The organism is Pseudomonas idahonensis, assembly GCF_037903935.1.
GTDB lineage: Bacteria > Pseudomonadota > Gammaproteobacteria > Pseudomonadales > Pseudomonadaceae > Aquipseudomonas > Aquipseudomonas danubii.
Genome location: NZ_CP149586.1, coordinates 3,211,658 through 3,229,269 on the forward strand (window position 1 = coordinate 3,211,658; position 17,612 = coordinate 3,229,269).

Genomic DNA, 17,612 nt, shown 5'->3' on the forward strand with positions numbered 1-17,612 from the left:
CTGCGAACGGCTTGTGCGGCATGCCGACGTAGCAGGCGCGGGGATCTTGAGGGCGGCAAAGGTTCGGCTGGGGATCGTCAGGCAAGGCCCTGCGGGCCTTTTCGCAGCCTCGCGGGCTCGGCAGCGGCTACAGGCCCTGCTGCAGGGCCGGGTCGTCGGGGTTCTGCTGTTCCAGCTGGGCCAGCAACACCTGGACGTTCTGCAACTGGCCGCTCTCTTTCCAATAGTTGATCAGCAGCACCCGCGCCTTGCGGTTGTAAGGCTGGCGCTGGACGATTTCCTCCAGTTGCTTCTGCGCCGCCTCCAGCTCCTGCTGGCTGTGCAGGGTGGTGGCCAGGTCGTAGCGGTAGGCGGCGTTGTTGGGTTCCAGTTCCACCGCCCGTGACAGGCCCAGCAGGGCAAACTCGCCCTGGCCGTGGTGCAGCAGCCAGAGCCCCAGGGCATGTTGCAGGTAGGCGGAGTCTTGCTGGGCCTGCAGTTGCTTGGCCAGCAACTGGCGGGCGGCGTCGCTCTGGCCTTGCTTGTCCAGCACTTCTATCTGCAGCACCACCGCTTGCAGGTTGTCCGGGGCCAGGCGCAGGGCCTGTTCCAGGGTCTGCTGGGCCTTGCTCAGGTTGGCGTTGTGCAGGTACAGGCGGGCCAGTTGGTATTGGGCCTCGACGTCGTCACCCCGGGTCTTGAGCACCTGGGTGTATTCGTCGATCACCTGCTGCAGCGGGCCGAAGTACAGGCCCTGGTCATCCGGGCTCAGGCCGAGCAGGGCGTCTACCGCGGCAAAGCGCACGCTTTGCTCGTGATCGTCGAGCAAGGGGCCGAGCAGCAGGCTGCGCTGGCCACTGGGAACCAGGCCCAGCACGCTCTTGATCGCGGCTTTGCGCACCTCGGGCGAGGGGTGATAGAGGTCGGCGTCCGCCAGCTTCAGGGCCTGGGGGCTGGGGTAGTTGGGCAATACCGCCAGCAGGCGGGTGCGCTGCTGGTCATTGAGGTCGGGGCGCGCCAGTTGCTGGTACAGCACCCGTGCTGCGCCCGGCTGGCCGTTGCGGGCTTTCTCCAGGGCCGGGCCATAGCCATGCTTGATCGCTTCGGGAACCGCTGGCGGGCTGCTGCGCAGAAAGGTCCAGGCCAGGGCCAGGGCGATAACGAGCAACAGGCTGATCAGCAGGTAGCGACGGGGCAGGGGCATGCAGGAATCCGGAAGCTGGCGACTTTTGGAAGGCGCAAGCTTCGGTCAGGAATGGGCCTGAGTCAAACCCGGGATCAGGTCAGTACGTAATCCTGGGGTTGCAGTGGCGGCGGCAGGTCCCGGTGCCCCAGTGCGGCCAGGACTTCACGCTCCAGGCCGCGCAATAGAGCGTTGCACGGCAGATCATTGTCGTCGTAGCCAAAGGGGTCTTCGAGGTCATTGCCGATTTCGTCGAGGCCCAGGAAGGTGTAGCTGACGATGGCGGTGAAGATCGGCGTCAGCCAGCCCAGGGGCTCGGCCATGGCAAAGGGCAGGAGGATGCAGAACAGGTAGATGGTGCGGTGCAGCAGCAAGGTGTAGGGGAAGGGCAGCGGGGTGTTCTGGATGCGTTCGCAGGCGGCCTGGACCTGGCTCAGGCTGACCAGGCGGGTTTCCATCTGGGTGTAGCGCCATTCACTGATCAGCCCCTGTTGCGCCCACTGCGAGCAGCGCTGGCCGATGCGTTGCAACTGGGCATCGGTGAGGTTGGGGTGCTGCGGGTCGATGTCGGCCTGGGCCCAGGGTTGCAGGGCGCGGGCTTCGTCTTCATGGCGCAGACGGGCGATCAGGCTGTGGGCGAAGCCGCAGAGGTCGCGCAGCAGGCGCTCGCGCTGGGGATGAGCGTCGATGATCAGGCTTTCGCGGATCAGCGAACGAACCTCGATGATCAACTGCCCCAACTGCTTGCGGCCTTCCCACCAGCGGTCGTAGCAAGCGTTGTTGCGAAAACTCATGAAGATCGACAGCGACAGGCCCAGCAGGGTGAAGGGCGTGGCATTGACCTTGGAGAAATAGGTGGGCTGCAGGGTTTCCACCAGGACGATGACCGACGCCAGCAGGGTGATCAGCACGCAGCGCAAGGCAATGCGCTTGGCGATCGAGCCCTTGAGGGCAAAGAGGATGCTGATCAGGTTGGGCTTGGGGCGGACGATCATGAGGGCTGAGGCCAGGGCGATTACGCGGCGAGTGAAGAGTAGGAGCGCGCTGTAGGGCTGTCCAATCGCAATGATCGACCGAATGATCGATTGCCTCTATCGGCCGCCGGCCCTTGCCTGACGATTGCCCGCGGAGCCTTGAGCGGCCTTGCGATCCTGGCGTCCCTTCGGGCCGTTCGCAGCCTGCGGCAGCGGCTACAGGGAGTTGTGTAGCCGCTGTCGAGCCTGCGGCGAGGCTGCGAAAAGGTCCGCAGGACCTTGCTTGGCGATGTCGTGGCAAAAAAAAGCCCCGCGACCGAATGATCCACGGGGCAAAACATTGGTTGGTTGCGGCCAACCAAAGGAGCTCGTTGCAAATCCTTACTGGCTGGCCATCGTCTCCGGCTGCCAGCCACCGCCCAGGGCCTTGTAGATGGCGACAATGCCGCGGTACAGGTCGACTTCGGCCTGGGCCTGGGCATCTTCGGCCGCCAGCCGTTCACGCTGGGCGTCCAGCAGCACCAGGAAGTCCACGGTGCCTTCGCGGTAGCGGATCTCGGCCAGGTCCGCGGCGGCACGGCTGGATTCGCTCTGGCGGATCAGCGAGATCAGCCGTTGCTGGCGCTTGCCGTAATCGCTGAAGGCGTTTTCCGATTCTTCCAGGGCCAGCAGCACTTGCTGCTCGTAGCTGGCCAGGGCGCCGTCGGCATTGGCGTCGGCACCCCGCAGGCGGGCCCGTACGCTGCCCAGGTCAAAGGCGGCCCAGGTGATGCTCGGGCCCAGGGCCCAGGCACTGGCCGCCGAGGAGCCGATCTGTGAACCGCGTCCGGCGGTGAAGCCGAGGAAGCCGCTGAGGCTGACCCGTGGAAACAGGTCGGCCTTGGCTACGCCAATCCGTGCGGTGGCCGCCGCCAGCTGGCGTTCGGCGCTGAGAATGTCCGGCCGGCGTTGCAGCAGCTCGCCCGGATCGCCAATCGGCAGGGCCTTGGCAATCGCCGGCAGCTGCGCCGGCGACAGGTCGACGCTGAGCTGGTCCGGACGCTCACCCAGCAGGGTGGCGATGCGGTTGCGCTGGCGGGTCTGCTCGGCCTGCAGCTGCGGCACGCTGGCTTCCACCGAAGCCAGGCGGGCATCGGCGCGGACCACGTCGAGCTGGTCGCCGACCCCGGCGTCGCGCAGGCTTTCGGTGATCTTGCGCGAGGCCTGCTGGTTGTCCAGGTTGGCCAGGGCGATCTTTTCCCGCAGTTGTGCGCCGCGCAACTGGCCGTAGGCGTCAACCAGCTCGGCGATCATGGTCACTTGCAGCTGATACAGGTCGGCCTCGGCGGCTTGCTGGTCAGCGTCGGTGGCTTCCAGGTTGCGCTGGATGCGGCCGAACAGGTCCAGCTCCCAGGCCATGTCCAGGCCCAGGTCGTAGCGCTCGCTCTTGACCCGCTTGGTGGTCTGCCCCGGAATCTGCCCCTTGGCCTGGTCGCTGCTGGCGCGGCTGGTGATGGTGGGCATGGCGTCATTGCTGGCGTCATCGCGAATTGCCCGGGCGGCCCGCAGGCGGGCGAAGGCCACCCGCAGTTCACGGTTGCCCTGCAACGATTTGCTCACCAGCTGGTTGAGGGTCGGGTCATCGAACTGTTGCCACCAGATGCCTTCGAAGCGTGCGCGGTCGAAGTTCTTCTGGCCCGCAGCGCCATCGGTGACGGCGCTGATGTGCGCCGCCTCGGTGGTTGGGCTTTGGTAGTCCGGACCGACGGCGCAGGCACCGAGGGCCAGCACCAGCAGGCTCGGCAGGAAGACTTTGGCACTCATTGTTGCGTCTCCAGTTGCAGGGCGCGGGCGGCTTTGCGGGCCTCGCTGCGCTCCACATAATTGCGGATCAGGACATAGAACACTGGGGTCAGCAGCAGGCCGAAGAAGGTCACCCCGAGCATCCCGGAGAACACTGCGACGCCCATGGCGTGACGCATTTCCGCACCGGCGCCGCTGGAGATCACCAGGGGCACCACGCCCATGATGAAGGCGAAGGAGGTCATCAGGATCGGCCGCAGACGCAGGCGGCAGGCTTCCAGTACCGCCGCCAGCGGATCGAGGCCTTCCTCTTGCTTGTCCTTGGCGAACTCGACGATCAGGATCGCGTTCTTGCAGGCCAGGCCCACCAGTACGATCAGGCCGATCTGGGTGAAGATGTTGTTGTCGCCACCGGAGATGATCACCCCGGTAATCGCCGACAGCAGGGTCATCGGCACGATCAGGATCACCGCCAGCGGCAGGCTCCAGCTCTCGTATTGCGCGGCCAGTACCAGGAAGGCCAGCAGCACGCAGAGCGGGAAGACGAACAGGGCGGTGTTACCGGCCAGGATCTGCTGGTAGGTCAGCTCGGTCCATTCGTAGGTCATGCCATTGGGCAGTTCTTCCTTGAGCAGTTTCTCGATCGCCGCTTCCGCTTGCCCGGAACTGTAGCCCGGGGCGGCCGCGCCGTTGATTTCCGCGGTAACGAAGCCGTTGTAGTGCATCACGCGGTCGGGACCGGCGGTGTCGCTGACCTTGATGAAGGTCGCCAGGGGAATCATCTCGCCCTTGTTGTTGCGCACTTTCAGCTGGCCGATCTGCTCGGGTTCGAGACGGAACTGCTGCTCGGCCTGGACGTTGACCTGATAGGTGCGGCCAAAGCGGTTGAAGTCGTTGGCATACAGCGAACCCAGGTAGATCTGCAGGGTGTCGAAGATGTCGGAAATCGCCACGCCGTGGGTCTTGGCCTTTTCCCGGTCGATGGCCGCGTCCACCTGAGGCACGTTGACCTGGTAGCTGGTGAACAGCCCGGCCAGTTCCGGCACGCTGCGGCTCTTGGTGATGACGTTCTGCACTTCTTTATACAGCTCGTCGTAACCCAGCCCGCTGCGGTCTTCCACTTGCAGGCGGAAGCCACCAATGGTCCCCAGGCCCTGTACCGGCGGCGGTGGGAAGATCGCCATGTAGGCGTCCTGGATATCGGCGTACTTGCCGTTCAGGGCACCGGCGATGGCACCGGCGGACATGCTCGGGTCCTTGCGCTCATCGAAGGGCTTCAAGGTGACGAAGACGATGCCGTTGTTCGGGCTGTTGGTGAAGCCGTTGATCGACAGGCCGGGGAAGGCCACCGCGCTTTCCACGCCGGGTTGCTTGAGGGCGATGTCGGACATGCGCTTGATCACGTCTTCGGTGCGGTCCAGGCTCGCCGCGTCCGGCAGTTGGGCGAAGGCCACCAGGTACTGCTTGTCCTGGGCCGGCACGAAACCGGTCGGGGTGTGGGCGAAGCCGAACCAGGTCAGCACCATCAGGCCGGCATAGAGGAACAGGGCGATGCCGCTGCCGCGGATGACCCGGCGCACGGTGCCGACGTAACCATGGCTGGCACGATCGAAGAAGCGGTTGAACGGCTTGAACAGCCAGCCCCCCAGCAGCTTGTCGAGGATCTTCGAGAAGCGGTCCTTGGGTGCATGGTGTTCCTTGAGCAATACCGCGGCCAGGGCCGGCGACAGGGTCAGGGAGTTGAAGGCCGAGATCACCGTGGAAATCGCGATGGTCAGGGCGAATTGCTTGTAGAACTGCCCGGTCAGGCCACTGATGAAGGCCGCCGGTACGAACACTGCGCACAGCACCAGGGCGGTGGCGATGATCGGGCCGGTCACTTCGCGCATGGCGCGCTGGGTGGCCTCCACCGGGTTCAGCCCCAGGCCGATGTTCCGTTCGACGTTCTCCACCACCACGATGGCGTCGTCCACCACGATACCGATGGCCAGCACCAGGCCGAACAGCGACAGGGCATTGAGGGAGAAGCCGAACAGGTGCATCACCGCGAAGGTGCCGATCAGCGACACCGGCACGGCCACCAGCGGGATGATCGAGGCGCGCCAGGTCTGCAGGAACAGGATCACCACCAGTACCACCAGGATCAGCGCTTCGAACAGGGTGTGCACCACCGCTTCGATGGAGCCGCGGACGAAGATGGTCGGGTCGTAGACGATGCTGAAGTCCATGCCCTGCGGGAAGCTCTGCTTGAGTTCGGCCATCTTGGCCCGCACTTCGTTGGAGATCTCGATGGCGTTGGAGCCCGGACGCTGGAAGATCGGGATCGCCACTGCCGGCTGGTTGTTGAGCAGGGAGCGCAGGGCGTACTGGCTCGACCCCAGTTCGATGCGGGCGATGTCTTTCAGGCGAGTGATCTCACCGTCTTCGCCTGAGCGAATGATGATGTTCTCGAACTCTTCCTCGGTGACCAGTCGGCCCTGGGTGTTGACCGACAGCTGGAAGCTGGTGGCGCTGGGCGCAGGCGGTGCGCCCAGGGCACCGGCGGCGACCTGACGGTTCTGTTCACGGATCGCAGTGACCACGTCGGTGGCGGTCAGGTTGCGCGAAGCGGTCTTGTTCGGATCCAGCCAGACCCGCAGCGAGTAGTCGCCCATGCCGAACAGCTGTACATCCCCCACGCCGCCCAGGCGCGCCAGCTCATCCTTGATGTTGAGCAGGGCGTAGTTGGACAGGTAGAGCATGTCGTAGCGTTTGTCCGGCGAGGTCAGGTGGACCACCATGGTCAGGTCCGGAGAGGCCTTGTCCACGGTGATACCGATGCGCGTCACTTCTTCCGGCAGCTTGGGCTGGGTGCGGGTTACGCGGTTCTGCACCTGCACCTGAGCGTTGTCCAGGTCGGTGCCCAGGGCGAAGGTGATGGTCAGGGTGATCTTGCCGTCGGCGGTGGATTGCGAGGACATGTAGAGCATGTTCTCGACCCCGGTGATGGCTTGTTCCAGTGGCGCGGCCACGGTTTCACCGATGACTTTCGGGTTGGCCCCGGGGAAGTTGGCGCGCACCACCACGGTGGGCGGCACCACTTCCGGGTATTCGCTGATGGGCAGCTGGAACAGCGAGATGGCGCCGGCGATCAGGATCAGCAGCGACAGCACCGCGGCGAAGATCGGCCTTGAAATGAAGAACTGGGAAAAATTCATCTTGAGAGTCGTCCCTTAACCGCGCGGTGTCGCAGCGGCGAGTTTCACAGCCGGAGCCGCCTTGGCAGGGGTGACCTGCGGCAGGTTGCTGGCTTCCAGTGCTTGGCGTTGTTGGGCCAGGGCGGCGAGGGTTTCCTGGCTGGCCATGGGGATCACTTCAGGTGTGACCGGGGCACCGGGACGTGCCCGCTGCAAGCCCTTGACGATGATGGTGTCGTCCTTGCTCAGCCCGTTGCGCACGATGCGCAGGCCTTCGATCTTCGGCCCCAGCTCCACGGCGCGGTAGGCCGGCTTGTTGTCGGCGTCCATCACCAGCACGAACTTCTTGCCCAGGTCGGTGCCCACGGCTTCGTCGTTGATCAGCATCGCCGAGTAGGTGCCGCTGCCCACCAGTTTCAGGCGCGCATACAGGCCCGGGGTGTAGCTGCCGTCACGGTTGTCGAACACGGCGCGGCCGCGGATGGTGCCGGTCTTGGGGTTGACCTGGTTGTCGACGAAGTTCATCTGGCCCAGGTGCGGGTGGCCTTCTTCATTGGACAGGCCCAGGTACACCGGGGTGGTCTGGCCGCGCTGACCCTGGCGGGCGAGTTGGGTGTACTTGAGGTACACACGTTCGTCGGCGTCGAAGTAGGCGTAGACCTTGTCGGTGGACACCAGGCTGGTGAGCGGGGTGACATCGGCGGTCACCAGGTTGCCGGCGGTGATCTGTGCGCGGCTGACGCGACCGCTGATGGGGGCCACCACCCGGGTAAAGCTCAGGTTGAGCTTGGCCAGGTCCAGTTGAGCCTGGATCGCATCGACTCCGGCCCGGGCTTCCTGGGCGGCGCTGCTGCGGGTGTCGGCCAGCTCGGCGGAAATCGCGTTGCTGGTCAGCAGGCGCTGGCCGCGCTGGGCTTCGTTGGCACTGCGGGTGGCGGTGGCCCGGGCTTGTTGCAGCTGGGCTTCGAGGCGGCGGACTTCAGCCTGGAAGGGGCGCGGGTCGATCTGGAACAGCAGGTCGCCTTTCTTCACCAGGGCGCCTTCGGTGAACGCCACCTGATCGATCTGGCCCGAGACCCGTGGCCGGATTTCCACGGTTTCCGGGGCTTCCAGGCGTCCGGTGAACTCATCCCATTCGTTGACCGGCTGCTCCAGCACCTTGGCCACACTGACCTTGGCAGCGGGCGGGGCGGAGGCGGTTTCCGGGGCTTTGCCGCAGGCACTCATGACCAGAACGGCGAGGGCGGCTAAGGGGTAACGCAAGAGTTTGACTGACTGGTCCATGGTTCATCCGCCAAGGTAATTTGAGATGGGCGGATGATGCTCGGCAGGGTGGTATCTCACGAATCGAATGAAGCGAAGGTAACTATCATTCGGAATGATATAAGCCCCAAGCGAGCCCTCTAGCCTGCACCTTTCGTTAGGGGGCTATCAATCCCCTGGTGTGCAATTGATTGTTGCCGCATACGCAACATTGCCCGTCGGGGCAGGGGGCAGCTGTCGGCGAACAGGCCCTCCTGTCTTTGTATTCGGGCATTGCAGAGATTGTTCGAACGGCTCGCAGGCGCCTGTCGCGCAGGGACCTTCTGCGGCTCATGCGGGGCGTGTTGAGCGCTTTTTGCAGATGACTCCACTTGACAGCGAAGGGTTTGAAGACGCGTAATATGTCGTAATGTTAACGTTAACCTAGATAAGAACAAGAGGGTCGTCACATGCAGCTTGCCGCCAAACGCGAGTACTGGCTTATCAGTGGTTTATTGTTTTTCTTCTTCTTTTCGTGGTCATCCAGCTATTCGCTGTTCTCTATCTGGCTGCATCGAGTCATTGGCTTGAATGGCACGGAAACCGGGTTCATTTTCGCCGCCAACGCCATTGCGGCGTTGCTGGTTCAGCCCTTCTACGGCGCTCTTCAAGACCGCCTCGGGCTGTCCAAAAAGCTGTTGGTATGGATTGGCATCTTGCTCTGCGCTGCGGCCCCGTTTGCCATTTATGTCTACGCCGGCCTGTTGGCGCAGAACGTGGTGCTCGGCGCCTTGGTCGGTGCGGCGTTTCTGGCGCTGGCGATGCTGGCAGGCGTGGGGGTAATCGAGTCCTACACCGAGCGTTTGTCACGTCATGCGGGGTTCGAGTTTGGAACCACCCGAATGTGGGGATCGTTGGGCTGGGCCAGCGCGACCGGTGTGGTCGGCGTGGTGTTCAACATTGATCCTGACATTGCTTTTTACATGAGCAGCGCCGCCGGCGTCGTGTTCCTGCTGATCCTGTCCCGCCTGGACCTTGACCGTTTGAACCAGCCGGCTGCCCAGGCGGGCACCATTGCCCACCCCGTGCGCCTGAACGATCTCTGGAAGTTGCTGACACTCCCGCGATTCTGGGCTTTCAGCCTCTACCTGACGGGGGTGTGCGGGATCTACATGATCTACGAGCAACAGTTTCCGGTGTATTTCTCCTCGTTTTTCCCGACCCCGGAGGAGGGCACCCGCGCCTATGGCTACCTGAACTCGTCTCAGGTGCTGGTCGAGGCGGTCTTGATGCTGTTTGCACCCTGGGTGGTCAGCCGTACAGGCGCCAAATACGGGCTGATCCTGGCCGGCAGCATCATGTTTGTGCGCATCCTCGGCTCCGGAATGGCAACGCAGGCCTGGGCTATCGCCGCCTGCAAGATGTTGCACGCCTTGGAAGTGCCCATATTGCTGGTCTCGATATTCAAATACATTTCGCTGAACTTCGACTCTCGGCTGTCCGCCTCGATCTACCTGGTGGGATTCCAGTTCGCCCAGCAATTGACCGCCATGTTGCTATCGCCGCTGGTGGGCTACGGCTACGACCATTTCGGTTTCTCCAGCGTCTACGTGCTGATGGCAGGCCTGGTCGGCGTTTGCCTGTTGCTGTCATGGACCTTGTTGCGCAAGGACCCCGTGCGCGGCGCCGCTCAAGACCGGCCTGGCGATTCGCCGGAGCTGCCTGCCATCGCTCAATCTGCCCTTCGTTATGAACCCTAGACAGGAACCGGCCATGCACGCTGCACTGTTAGAGCAAGCGCATCGCGCTATCGAAAAAAAGCTGCCCGAGCGGGAGGATGACTATCGCCTGGCCTATCACCTTGCGCCGCCGGCAGGATGGATGAATGACCCGAACGGCCTGGTGTTTTTTCGCGGTGAGTACCATGTGTTCTACCAACATCATCCCTATTCGGCTAAGTGGGGGCCGATGCACTGGGGGCATGCCAAGAGCCGCGACCTGGTGCACTGGGAGCATCTGCCCATCGCGCTGGCGCCTGGCGACGCCGATGACCGCGATGGCTGCTTTTCAGGATCTGCGGTGGTCGCGGACGACAGGCTGTACCTGATCTACACCGGGCATACCTGGCTGGGTGCGCCGGGTGACGAGCGGCACATTCGTCAGGTCCAGTGCCTGGCCAGCAGCATCGATGGCGTTTCGTTCAAAAAGCACGGGGCGGTGATCGATACGGCGCCTGAGCCGAGCATCATGCATTTTCGCGATCCCAAGGTGTGGCGGCGAGGAGAGCAGTGGTGGATGGCCCTGGGCGCTCGCCAAGGCGACGACCCGCTGCTCCTGCTCTATCGCTCCGACGATCTGCATCACTGGAAGTACCTCAGGTGCGCGCTGCAGGGACGACGCGAGTCGGACGGCTACATGTGGGAGTGTCCGGACCTGTTCGAACTCGATGGCAACGATGTGTTTCTCTATTCGCCTCAAGGCCTGAAGCCCAGCGGTTATGACAACTGGAACAAGTTCCAGAACAGCTATCGGATGGGCCTGCTGGACGACCGTGGATACTTCAGCGAGTGCGGTGAGCCGCGTGAACTGGATCATGGTCACGATTTTTATGCGGCGCAGACCCTGCTGGCGCCGGACGGGCGCCGCCTGCTGTGGGCCTGGATGGACATGTGGGAGAGCCCGATGCCGAGTCAGGCGCAGCACTGGTGTGGTGCGCTGTCGCTGCCTCGTGAGCTGAGCCGTAATGGCGAGCGCCTGCGCATGCGGCCGGCCCGCGAGCTGAAGGCGCTACGCCAGTCGCAACGGACACTGGCGATCGGCGTGGTCGAATCCGGCAATTGCCTGCTCGATGAGCGAGGGACGTTACTGGAGTTCGAACTGTCCCTGGACCTGGCTGGCAGCACTGCTGAGCGCTTTGGGCTGGCGCTGCGCTGCAGTGAGGATCAGCAAGAGCGGACCCTGGTGTATTTCGATGCGATGGCGCGCCGCCTGGTGCTGGACAGGCAACACTCGGGAGTGGGGGTGAGCGGTGCGCGCAGCGTGCCGATAGCCAAGGGACAAACGCGGATAGACCTGCGGATTTTCCTTGATCGTTCGTCTATCGAGGTGTTTGTCGATGACGGCGCTTATAGCTTGAGCAGCCGGATCTATCCTCGTCCGGACAGCCAGGCGGTCATGGCGTTTGCGGTCAATGGCAGCGCTGGGTTTGGCGATGCGTCGGTCTGGCACCTGGCCGATCTGCGCCTCTGATCCTGGTGATCGGCCATGGGCGCGCGACGTCTGGCGATGTGTTGTCATGCTTTTGCCAAGCATGACATGATGCCCGGCCATACAAGCATTGGCACCTGCGAATGGCCTCAGTTAAAGATGTCGCGCACCTCGCAGGGGTTTCCTTGATGACGGTGTCCAGGGCGCTCAATACCCCGGAAAAAGTCAATCAGGAAACCCTGGCGAAAGTCCTGCAAGCGGTTGAGACCCTGGGTTATGTCCCCAGTCTTTCTGCCCGACAGATCCGCGGCGGCGCTTCCCGTAGCAAAACCATTGGCGTCTTCGCGCTGGATACCGCCACCACGCCCTTCGCCGTGGAAATGCTCCTGTCCATGGAGCGCACCGCCCGGGAACACGGCTGGAATGTCTTCATCCTCAACGTGTTCGAAGTGCCGCCGAGCCAGCAGACCATCGACCTGATGCTGTCCCATCAGCCTGACGGAATCATCTTCAGCGCCATGCAGCTGCGGACCATCGAGATCCCCCCGGCGTTGCGCAGCCTGCCACTGGTGCTGAGCAACTGCATGAGCCTGGAGTCCGGGGTGGCCTGTTATGTGCCTGACGATGCCGACGGCCAGTATCAGGCTATACAGCATGCGCTCAAGCGTGGCTACCGCCGTCCGTTGTGCATCAACCTGCCACAAGCCAGCCTGGCCTGGGAGCAGCGCCAGCTTGGATTGTGTCGAGCCCTCACTGAGGCTGGAATATCCGTGGCCGATGTTCCTCAATACAGCCTGTCCCAGGATGACGCCTATCAGGAAACGATCGCCGCGCTGGAGACGCAATTGCAAGCGTCGCAAGGAGCGCCAGCGTTCGATCTTCTTATCTGTGGTAACGACCGTATCGCTTTGCTGGCTTACCAGTACTTGCTAAGTCGCGGTCTGCGTATTCCGCAGGACGTGGCGGTTCTGGGGTACGACAACATGATCGGTGTTGCCGAGCTGTTCTATCCGCCGCTCAGTACCGTGCAGTTGCCGTATTACGAAATGGGGCGGCGTTCTGCTCAATACCTCATCGAGCGCTGGGAACAGCCGACGATTCACAGGGTTGCGTGCCCGCTGGTAGAACGCGAATCCTGCTGAACGGCATGGCTGACAGGGCAATACGCGCACCCGGCGGGTGCTCATGATCCTGGTGCTGGCGAATCGTCGGCCAGCCTTTACATTTTTTGACTGCAGATTCACTGATTAATACAACTCCGGCTTCAGCAAAGTTTGATACTGCGTGCTCTACCGCCCCGAAGGATTCTCCGCTCGGGGTATCGCTCCAAATGCACGAAAGGAATCATCCGGATGTATCTCTCTCATAGGCTCACGGGGATCGGTCTGTGTGCCGCATTGTTTGTCCTGGCAGGTTGCGCGCCCACTTCAATAGCCGGACCCGGGGCCAACAATGTGCGCATCACCCACAACGAACCGGGACGTGAATGCCAGTTTCTTGGTGATGTCACCGGCAGTCAGGGCGACTTTTTATTGGGCAGTATCACGGGTAACGCCAATCTCGAAACCGGCGCCCGCAACGACCTGAAAAACAAGGCCGCGGCGCTGGGGGGCAACCGGGTTTACCTGCTCACTCAGCGCGCAGGGCAGACCGGTTCGGACAATCGCCTGGAGCAAACCAACGTGACGCTTTCGGGCAGTGTCTATCGCTGTCCCGAGTCCTGAGCCGGCGGCCTGCCGCTGAGCGCTGAACAGCTTTCCCCGTCAATGGCCGAGCTGTCAGCGCTATGGATGTCGGCATCGGTTCGGGAGCGGTCAGCGCCGGGATCTGCGTCCGCTGCTGCCGATGATCATGCGCTGGTGATGTGTTGAACGGAGCGCTCGGCCATTTCTGCTGCCGAGCCCGCAGCAGGATGATGCTTGCAGCGGGCGCCTCAGGAGGGGAGGGACAGCAACCAGGCGCTGAAGGTCTTGAACGCCGGAAAGTGCTGGTAGCGCGCGGCACAGGTCAGGTAATAGTTGCGGCCGCTTTCCATGGGGTCGAACAGCTTGACCACGGCTCCAGACTCGATTTCCTCCTGCACCAGGATATCGGGAACCAGCCCGATACCTATGCCTGCGGCCACCGCCTGGATCAGGTGGGCCGTGAGCTCGAAGCTGGGGCCCGTGCGCATTTTCTGGTGATCCAGGTTGTTGAAGTCGAACCAATCAGACCAGCCGTTGGGGCGAGACACCACATTGAGCAGCAAATGATGGGGGAGCTCGTCCAGCGATAGCTCGGGGTTGCCTGCCAGGGCCTTGGGGCTGGCGATGACGATCAGTTTTTCTCGCAGCAGCAGGTGCGATACGTAGCCCGGCCAGTCCCCTTTCCCCGCGCAGATGATGGCCTGCATGTCGCCCACGCTGGAGGGGTTGTCGGCGTGAATGATCCTTGAATGGATATGCACCAGGTTCCTGGGATGACGGGCATAGAACTCATGCATTTTCGGCAGCAGCCATTTTGAGCCGAACGTCGGAAGCACCGCCAGGTTCAACGGGCCATCTTCTTCCTTGAAGGCAATGGTCTGCAGGGTGGCGCTGCGAATGCGCCCCAATGCGGCGCTGAGCTCATGCTGGTACAGGGCGCCGGCGGCGGTGAGTTCGATTTTTCTGCCCTCGCGCTTGAACAGCGAGATCTCCAGCTGCGATTCCAGGGCCTGCACTTGCCGGCTGACCGCGCTTTGGGTCAGGGCCAGTTCGTCCGCGGCTTTGGTGAAGCTGCAATGGCGGGCGGCGGCCTCGAAAGCGACCAGCAGGGACATTGAAGGGGTCAGTCGGCGTGGGTTCATTCATAAAGCTCATGCAAAAGCTGCAGGTTTTACGTTTGTGTGAAACGTCTTGGCCCCACAAAATCGTGGGTGCGCCCCTTGCCATGCAGCAGCTGTCGGGGGGTAAGCATACATAACGAGAATGCTCAGATTAGCGGTATCGCCAGTAGGAATTCCAGCATGATTGCCCGGTTGTCTCCCCATGAAGTCAAAAACCCAGCCTGCGAGTTGTTCCTGGCTCGCCTGGAACAGGAAGGTTTCCAGGGAGAAATCGCTCGCGATCATGGGCTCAGGACCGTGCTGGCGACCGACAACTCGATCTATCAGCGCCTGCCGCAAGCCGCGGTGTTTCCGCGCAATGTGCAGGATGTTCAGCTGTTGGCCCGCCTCGTGGCGCTGGCGCCATTCAGCTCGGTGGTACTCACGCCGCGGGGCGGAGGAACCGGCACCAATGGTCAATCGTTGACCAGCGGGATCGTGGTCGACCTGTCGCGCCACATGAACGGCATCCTTGAAATCAACGTCGAGGAGCGCTGGGTGCGGGTGCAAAGCGGCGTGGTCAAAGACCAGCTCAACGCGGCGTTGAAACCCCATGGACTGTTTTTTGCGCCGGAGCTGTCGACGTCGAATCGGGCCACCATCGGCGGCATGATCAACACCGACGCAAGCGGCCAGGGCAGCTGCACCTATGGCAAGACCCGTGATCATGTCCTGGCGCTGTCGACCATTCTCATCGGTGGCGAGCGGCTCGACAGTGCGCCCCTGGAGCCTGATCAGTGGCAGGCACAGGCCCGTCGCGAAGACAAGGTTGGCGCGATCCATCGCTGTGCATCGCAGATCGTGGAGCAATACGCCGAGCTGATCGAACACACCTTTCCCAAGCTGAACCGTTGCCTGACGGGCTACGACCTGGCGCATCTGCAGGAGCCCAACGAGCGACTCAATCTGAACAGTGTCCTGTGCGGCTCCGAAGGCTCGCTGGGTTTCATTGTGGAAGCCACGCTCAATGTGCTGCCTGTCCCCCGGTACTCGATCCTGGTCAATGTGCGGTATGCAGGCTTCATGGATGCGTTGCGCGACGCCAAGGCGTTGATGCAGCTCAAGCCGCTGTCCATCGAGACGGTGGACTCCAAGGTCCTCGGGTTGGCGATGAACGACATCGTCTGGCACGGCGTCGCCGAGTACTTTCCCCAAGACCCCGAGGTGCCGACCCTGGGCATCAACCTGGTTGAATTCAGCGGCGACGACGAGGCGGCCTTGCTGCAGCGCGTGGATGAATTTGTCCTGCACCTGCAGCGTGACACCCGCGTCGTGCGATTGGGGCACACCCTGGCCGTCGGCGCCCAGGCAGTGCAGCGGGTCTACGCGATGCGCAAGCGGGCCGTGGGGCTGTTGGGCAATGTCAAAGGCTCCGCCCGGCCCCAGCCGTTCGTCGAAGATACCGCCGTTCCTCCCGAGCACCTGGCTGATTTCATTGCGCAGTTCCGCGAGCTGCTCGATAGCCATGGCCTGGAATATGGCATGTTCGGTCACGTGGACGCCGGGGTCCTGCATGTGCGGCCGATCCTGGACATGAAAGACCCCGCTCAGGCGGCCCTGATCCGGCCCATTTCCGACGCCGTCGCCGAGCTCACGCACAAGCACGGCGGCTTGCTCTGGGGCGAGCATGGCAAAGGCTTGCGGTCGCAATACGTGCCCGACTACTTCGGCGAACTCTATCCGGCCCTGCAGGAACTCAAGGCGGCTTTTGATCCGAACAACCAACTCAATCCGGGCAAGATCGCCACGCCCAAGACGCTGCCCGACGCCCGGTTGACCCGGGTGGATGAGGTCCGGTTGCGGGGCGAGCTTGATCGCACCATCGATGAGCGGGTCTGGTCGCACTACGACGCCGCGGTGCATTGCAACGGCAACGGCGCCTGCTACAACTTCGACCCCGATGACGCCATGTGTCCGTCCTGGAAAGGCACCCGCAATAGACTGCACTCGCCCAAGGGGCGCGCGTCGCTGGTGCGTGAGTGGCTGCGCTTGCAGGGCCAGCAAGGTGTCGATGTGCTGGAAGTGGCTCTCTCGTCCAGGTCCGCGCTGCTCGGCCTGCCCAGGCGTGCGCTCAATACGCTTGCACGGAAGCTGGGCCAGAAAGACTTTTCCCACGAGGTCTACGAGGCGATGGCCGGGTGCCTCGCCTGCAAGTCCTGTGCGGGGCAGTGCCCGGTGAAAGTCAATGTGCCGGACTTTCGCTCGCGGTTTTTGCAGCTGTACCACAGTCGCTATCTGCGCCCGTTGAAGGATTACCTCATCGGTTCCCTTGAGTACACCATTCCCCACTTCGCCCGCGTGCCGCGTTTGTACAACGGGATCATCGGCTCGCGGATGGTGGGGGCGTTTCTGCGGCGGGTGGCCGGAATGATCGACAGTCCGCTGCTGAGCCTGCTGGATTTTGATGAGGTGTGCCGGCGGTGGAACGTGCGCGTGGCGTCGCCTGCGCTGCTTGAGGGGATGGACGAGGCGCAACGGGCGCGCAGCGTGATTCTCGTGCAGGACGCCTTTACCCGTTACTTCGAAACACCGCTGCTGGCCGATTGGATCGAACTGATTTCCAGGCTGGGGTTTGAGGTGTACATCGCGCCGTTCGCGGCCAATGGCAAGCCCCTGCAGGTCCAGGGCTTTTTGAGAGCCTTCGCAAAGGCTGCGCATTGCAACGGCCGATCGCTGCGCCAGCTGCACCGCTATCAGATTCCATTGGTGGGTCTTGATCCGGCGATGACCCTGGTTTATCGGCAGGAGTACGCCAAGACCCTGGGTCAGGATCAGGCCCCGAGCGTGCTGCTGCCGCAGGAATGGCTGGCCCAGGTACTGGCGCCGTCAGCGCTGGGCGCGGGCCAGGAGACTTACCACTTTGTGCCGCACTGCACCGAGAAAACCAACGAGCCGGGCAGCGTGGCGCTGTGGCAGACGATCTTCGCCCGAGTCGGCCTGAAGTTGCAGGTGCAAGCCAGCGGCTGCTGTGGGATGTCCGGAACCTACGGCCACGAAACCCAGAACGCCGGGACCTCGGAGGTCATTTACCGCCAGTCCTGGGGCCCCTTGGTGGCCCGTCTCAATGGGGCCGGGCGCCTGCTGGCGGATGGCTACTCGTGCCGCAGCCAGGTCAAGCGCAAGGACGGACAGACCGTCCAGCACCCGCTCCAGGCCCTGCTGAAGCTGATGCGCGGCGCCGACCAAGCCTCAGGCGGCTGAGCGGCGCGGGCATGGGGCGGTTT

At 63.0% G+C, this 17,612-nt stretch carries 11 protein-coding genes; 5 read left to right on the forward strand and 6 right to left on the reverse strand.

Going from position 1 to position 17,612, the window contains the following annotated elements; genetic code table 11:
- Nucleotides 1–127: 127 nt before the first annotated feature.
- The 5 genes from WIN67_RS14655 to mexE all read right to left on the reverse strand — a co-directional run bounded on the left by WIN67_RS14655 (nucleotide 128) and on the right by mexE (nucleotide 8,378).
- Entirely contained in the window at nucleotides 128–1,183 is a 1,056-nt protein-coding gene (locus WIN67_RS14655) for a HEAT repeat domain-containing protein (protein WP_102879593.1), read from the reverse strand.
- 74 nt (nucleotides 1,184–1,257) lie between these two features.
- Nucleotides 1,258–2,157, reverse strand: a complete 900-nt coding sequence (locus WIN67_RS14660) for a bestrophin family protein (protein WP_339071558.1) — start codon at nucleotides 2,155–2,157, stop codon at nucleotides 1,258–1,260.
- 360 nt (nucleotides 2,158–2,517) lie between these two features.
- A complete protein-coding gene (locus WIN67_RS14665) occupies nucleotides 2,518–3,939 on the reverse strand; it encodes a TolC family protein (RefSeq protein WP_339071560.1) in 1,422 nt (473 codons plus the stop codon).
- Nucleotides 3,936–7,115 (reverse strand): efflux RND transporter permease subunit, encoded by a 3,180-nt coding sequence (locus WIN67_RS14670; RefSeq protein WP_102879591.1) that lies wholly within the window; start codon nucleotides 7,113–7,115, stop codon nucleotides 3,936–3,938. Before WIN67_RS14670 ends, WIN67_RS14665 begins: the two co-directional genes overlap by 4 nt.
- Nucleotides 7,116–7,130: 15 nt before the next feature.
- A complete protein-coding gene (mexE, locus tag WIN67_RS14675; RefSeq protein ID WP_110595588.1) occupies nucleotides 7,131–8,378 on the reverse strand; it encodes a multidrug efflux RND transporter periplasmic adaptor subunit MexE in 1,248 nt (415 codons plus the stop codon).
- Nucleotides 8,379–8,806: 428 nt separating this feature from the next.
- On the opposite strand from mexE, the gene WIN67_RS14680 reads away from it, so the two are divergent.
- The 4 genes from WIN67_RS14680 (at nucleotide 8,807) to WIN67_RS14695 (ending at nucleotide 13,267) form a co-directional block, all read left to right on the forward strand.
- Nucleotides 8,807–10,096 (forward strand): MFS transporter, encoded by a 1,290-nt coding sequence (locus WIN67_RS14680; protein WP_273905796.1) that lies wholly within the window; start codon nucleotides 8,807–8,809, stop codon nucleotides 10,094–10,096.
- A gap of 13 nt (nucleotides 10,097–10,109) precedes the next feature.
- Nucleotides 10,110–11,585, forward strand: coding sequence for a glycoside hydrolase family 32 protein (locus tag WIN67_RS14685; protein ID WP_110651574.1), 1,476 nt, complete (start codon nucleotides 10,110–10,112; stop codon nucleotides 11,583–11,585).
- Between the two features lie 101 nt (nucleotides 11,586–11,686).
- Nucleotides 11,687–12,685 (forward strand): LacI family DNA-binding transcriptional regulator, encoded by a 999-nt coding sequence (locus tag WIN67_RS14690; RefSeq protein ID WP_339071561.1) that lies wholly within the window; start codon nucleotides 11,687–11,689, stop codon nucleotides 12,683–12,685.
- A gap of 210 nt (nucleotides 12,686–12,895) precedes the next feature.
- Complete coding sequence (locus tag WIN67_RS14695; RefSeq protein WP_339071562.1) at nucleotides 12,896–13,267, forward strand: DUF4156 domain-containing protein; 372 nt, start codon at nucleotides 12,896–12,898, stop codon at nucleotides 13,265–13,267.
- Nucleotides 13,268–13,476: 209 nt separating this feature from the next.
- Here WIN67_RS14695 and WIN67_RS14700 read toward each other — a convergent pair whose 3' ends face one another.
- Nucleotides 13,477–14,370, reverse strand: a complete 894-nt coding sequence (locus tag WIN67_RS14700; RefSeq protein WP_110651576.1) for a LysR substrate-binding domain-containing protein — start codon at nucleotides 14,368–14,370, stop codon at nucleotides 13,477–13,479.
- A gap of 159 nt (nucleotides 14,371–14,529) precedes the next feature.
- On the opposite strand from WIN67_RS14700, the gene WIN67_RS14705 reads away from it, so the two are divergent.
- On the forward strand, nucleotides 14,530–17,589 hold the full coding sequence (locus WIN67_RS14705; RefSeq protein WP_339071563.1) for a D-2-hydroxyglutarate dehydrogenase YdiJ: 3,060 nt from the start codon (nucleotides 14,530–14,532) through the stop codon (nucleotides 17,587–17,589).
- Nucleotides 17,590–17,612 lie beyond the last annotated feature (23 nt).

Coding starts and splice junctions, on each gene's coding strand:
- WIN67_RS14655 (WP_102879593.1), bottom strand. CDS start 1,183: ATGCCCCTGCCCCGTCGCTACCTGCTGATCAGCCTGTTGCTCGTTATC.
- WIN67_RS14660 (WP_339071558.1), bottom strand. CDS start 2,157: ATGATCGTCCGCCCCAAGCCCAACCTGATCAGCATCCTCTTTGCCCTC.
- WIN67_RS14665 (WP_339071560.1), bottom strand. CDS start 3,939: ATGAGTGCCAAAGTCTTCCTGCCGAGCCTGCTGGTGCTGGCCCTCGGT.
- WIN67_RS14670 (WP_102879591.1), bottom strand. CDS start 7,115: ATGAATTTTTCCCAGTTCTTCATTTCAAGGCCGATCTTCGCCGCGGTG.
- mexE (WP_110595588.1), bottom strand. CDS start 8,378: ATGGACCAGTCAGTCAAACTCTTGCGTTACCCCTTAGCCGCCCTCGCC.
- WIN67_RS14680 (WP_273905796.1), top strand. CDS start 8,807: ATGCAGCTTGCCGCCAAACGCGAGTACTGGCTTATCAGTGGTTTATTG.
- WIN67_RS14685 (WP_110651574.1), top strand. CDS start 10,110: ATGCACGCTGCACTGTTAGAGCAAGCGCATCGCGCTATCGAAAAAAAG.
- WIN67_RS14690 (WP_339071561.1), top strand. CDS start 11,687: ATGGCCTCAGTTAAAGATGTCGCGCACCTCGCAGGGGTTTCCTTGATG.
- WIN67_RS14695 (WP_339071562.1), top strand. CDS start 12,896: ATGTATCTCTCTCATAGGCTCACGGGGATCGGTCTGTGTGCCGCATTG.
- WIN67_RS14700 (WP_110651576.1), bottom strand. CDS start 14,370: ATGAACCCACGCCGACTGACCCCTTCAATGTCCCTGCTGGTCGCTTTC.
- WIN67_RS14705 (WP_339071563.1), top strand. CDS start 14,530: ATGATTGCCCGGTTGTCTCCCCATGAAGTCAAAAACCCAGCCTGCGAG.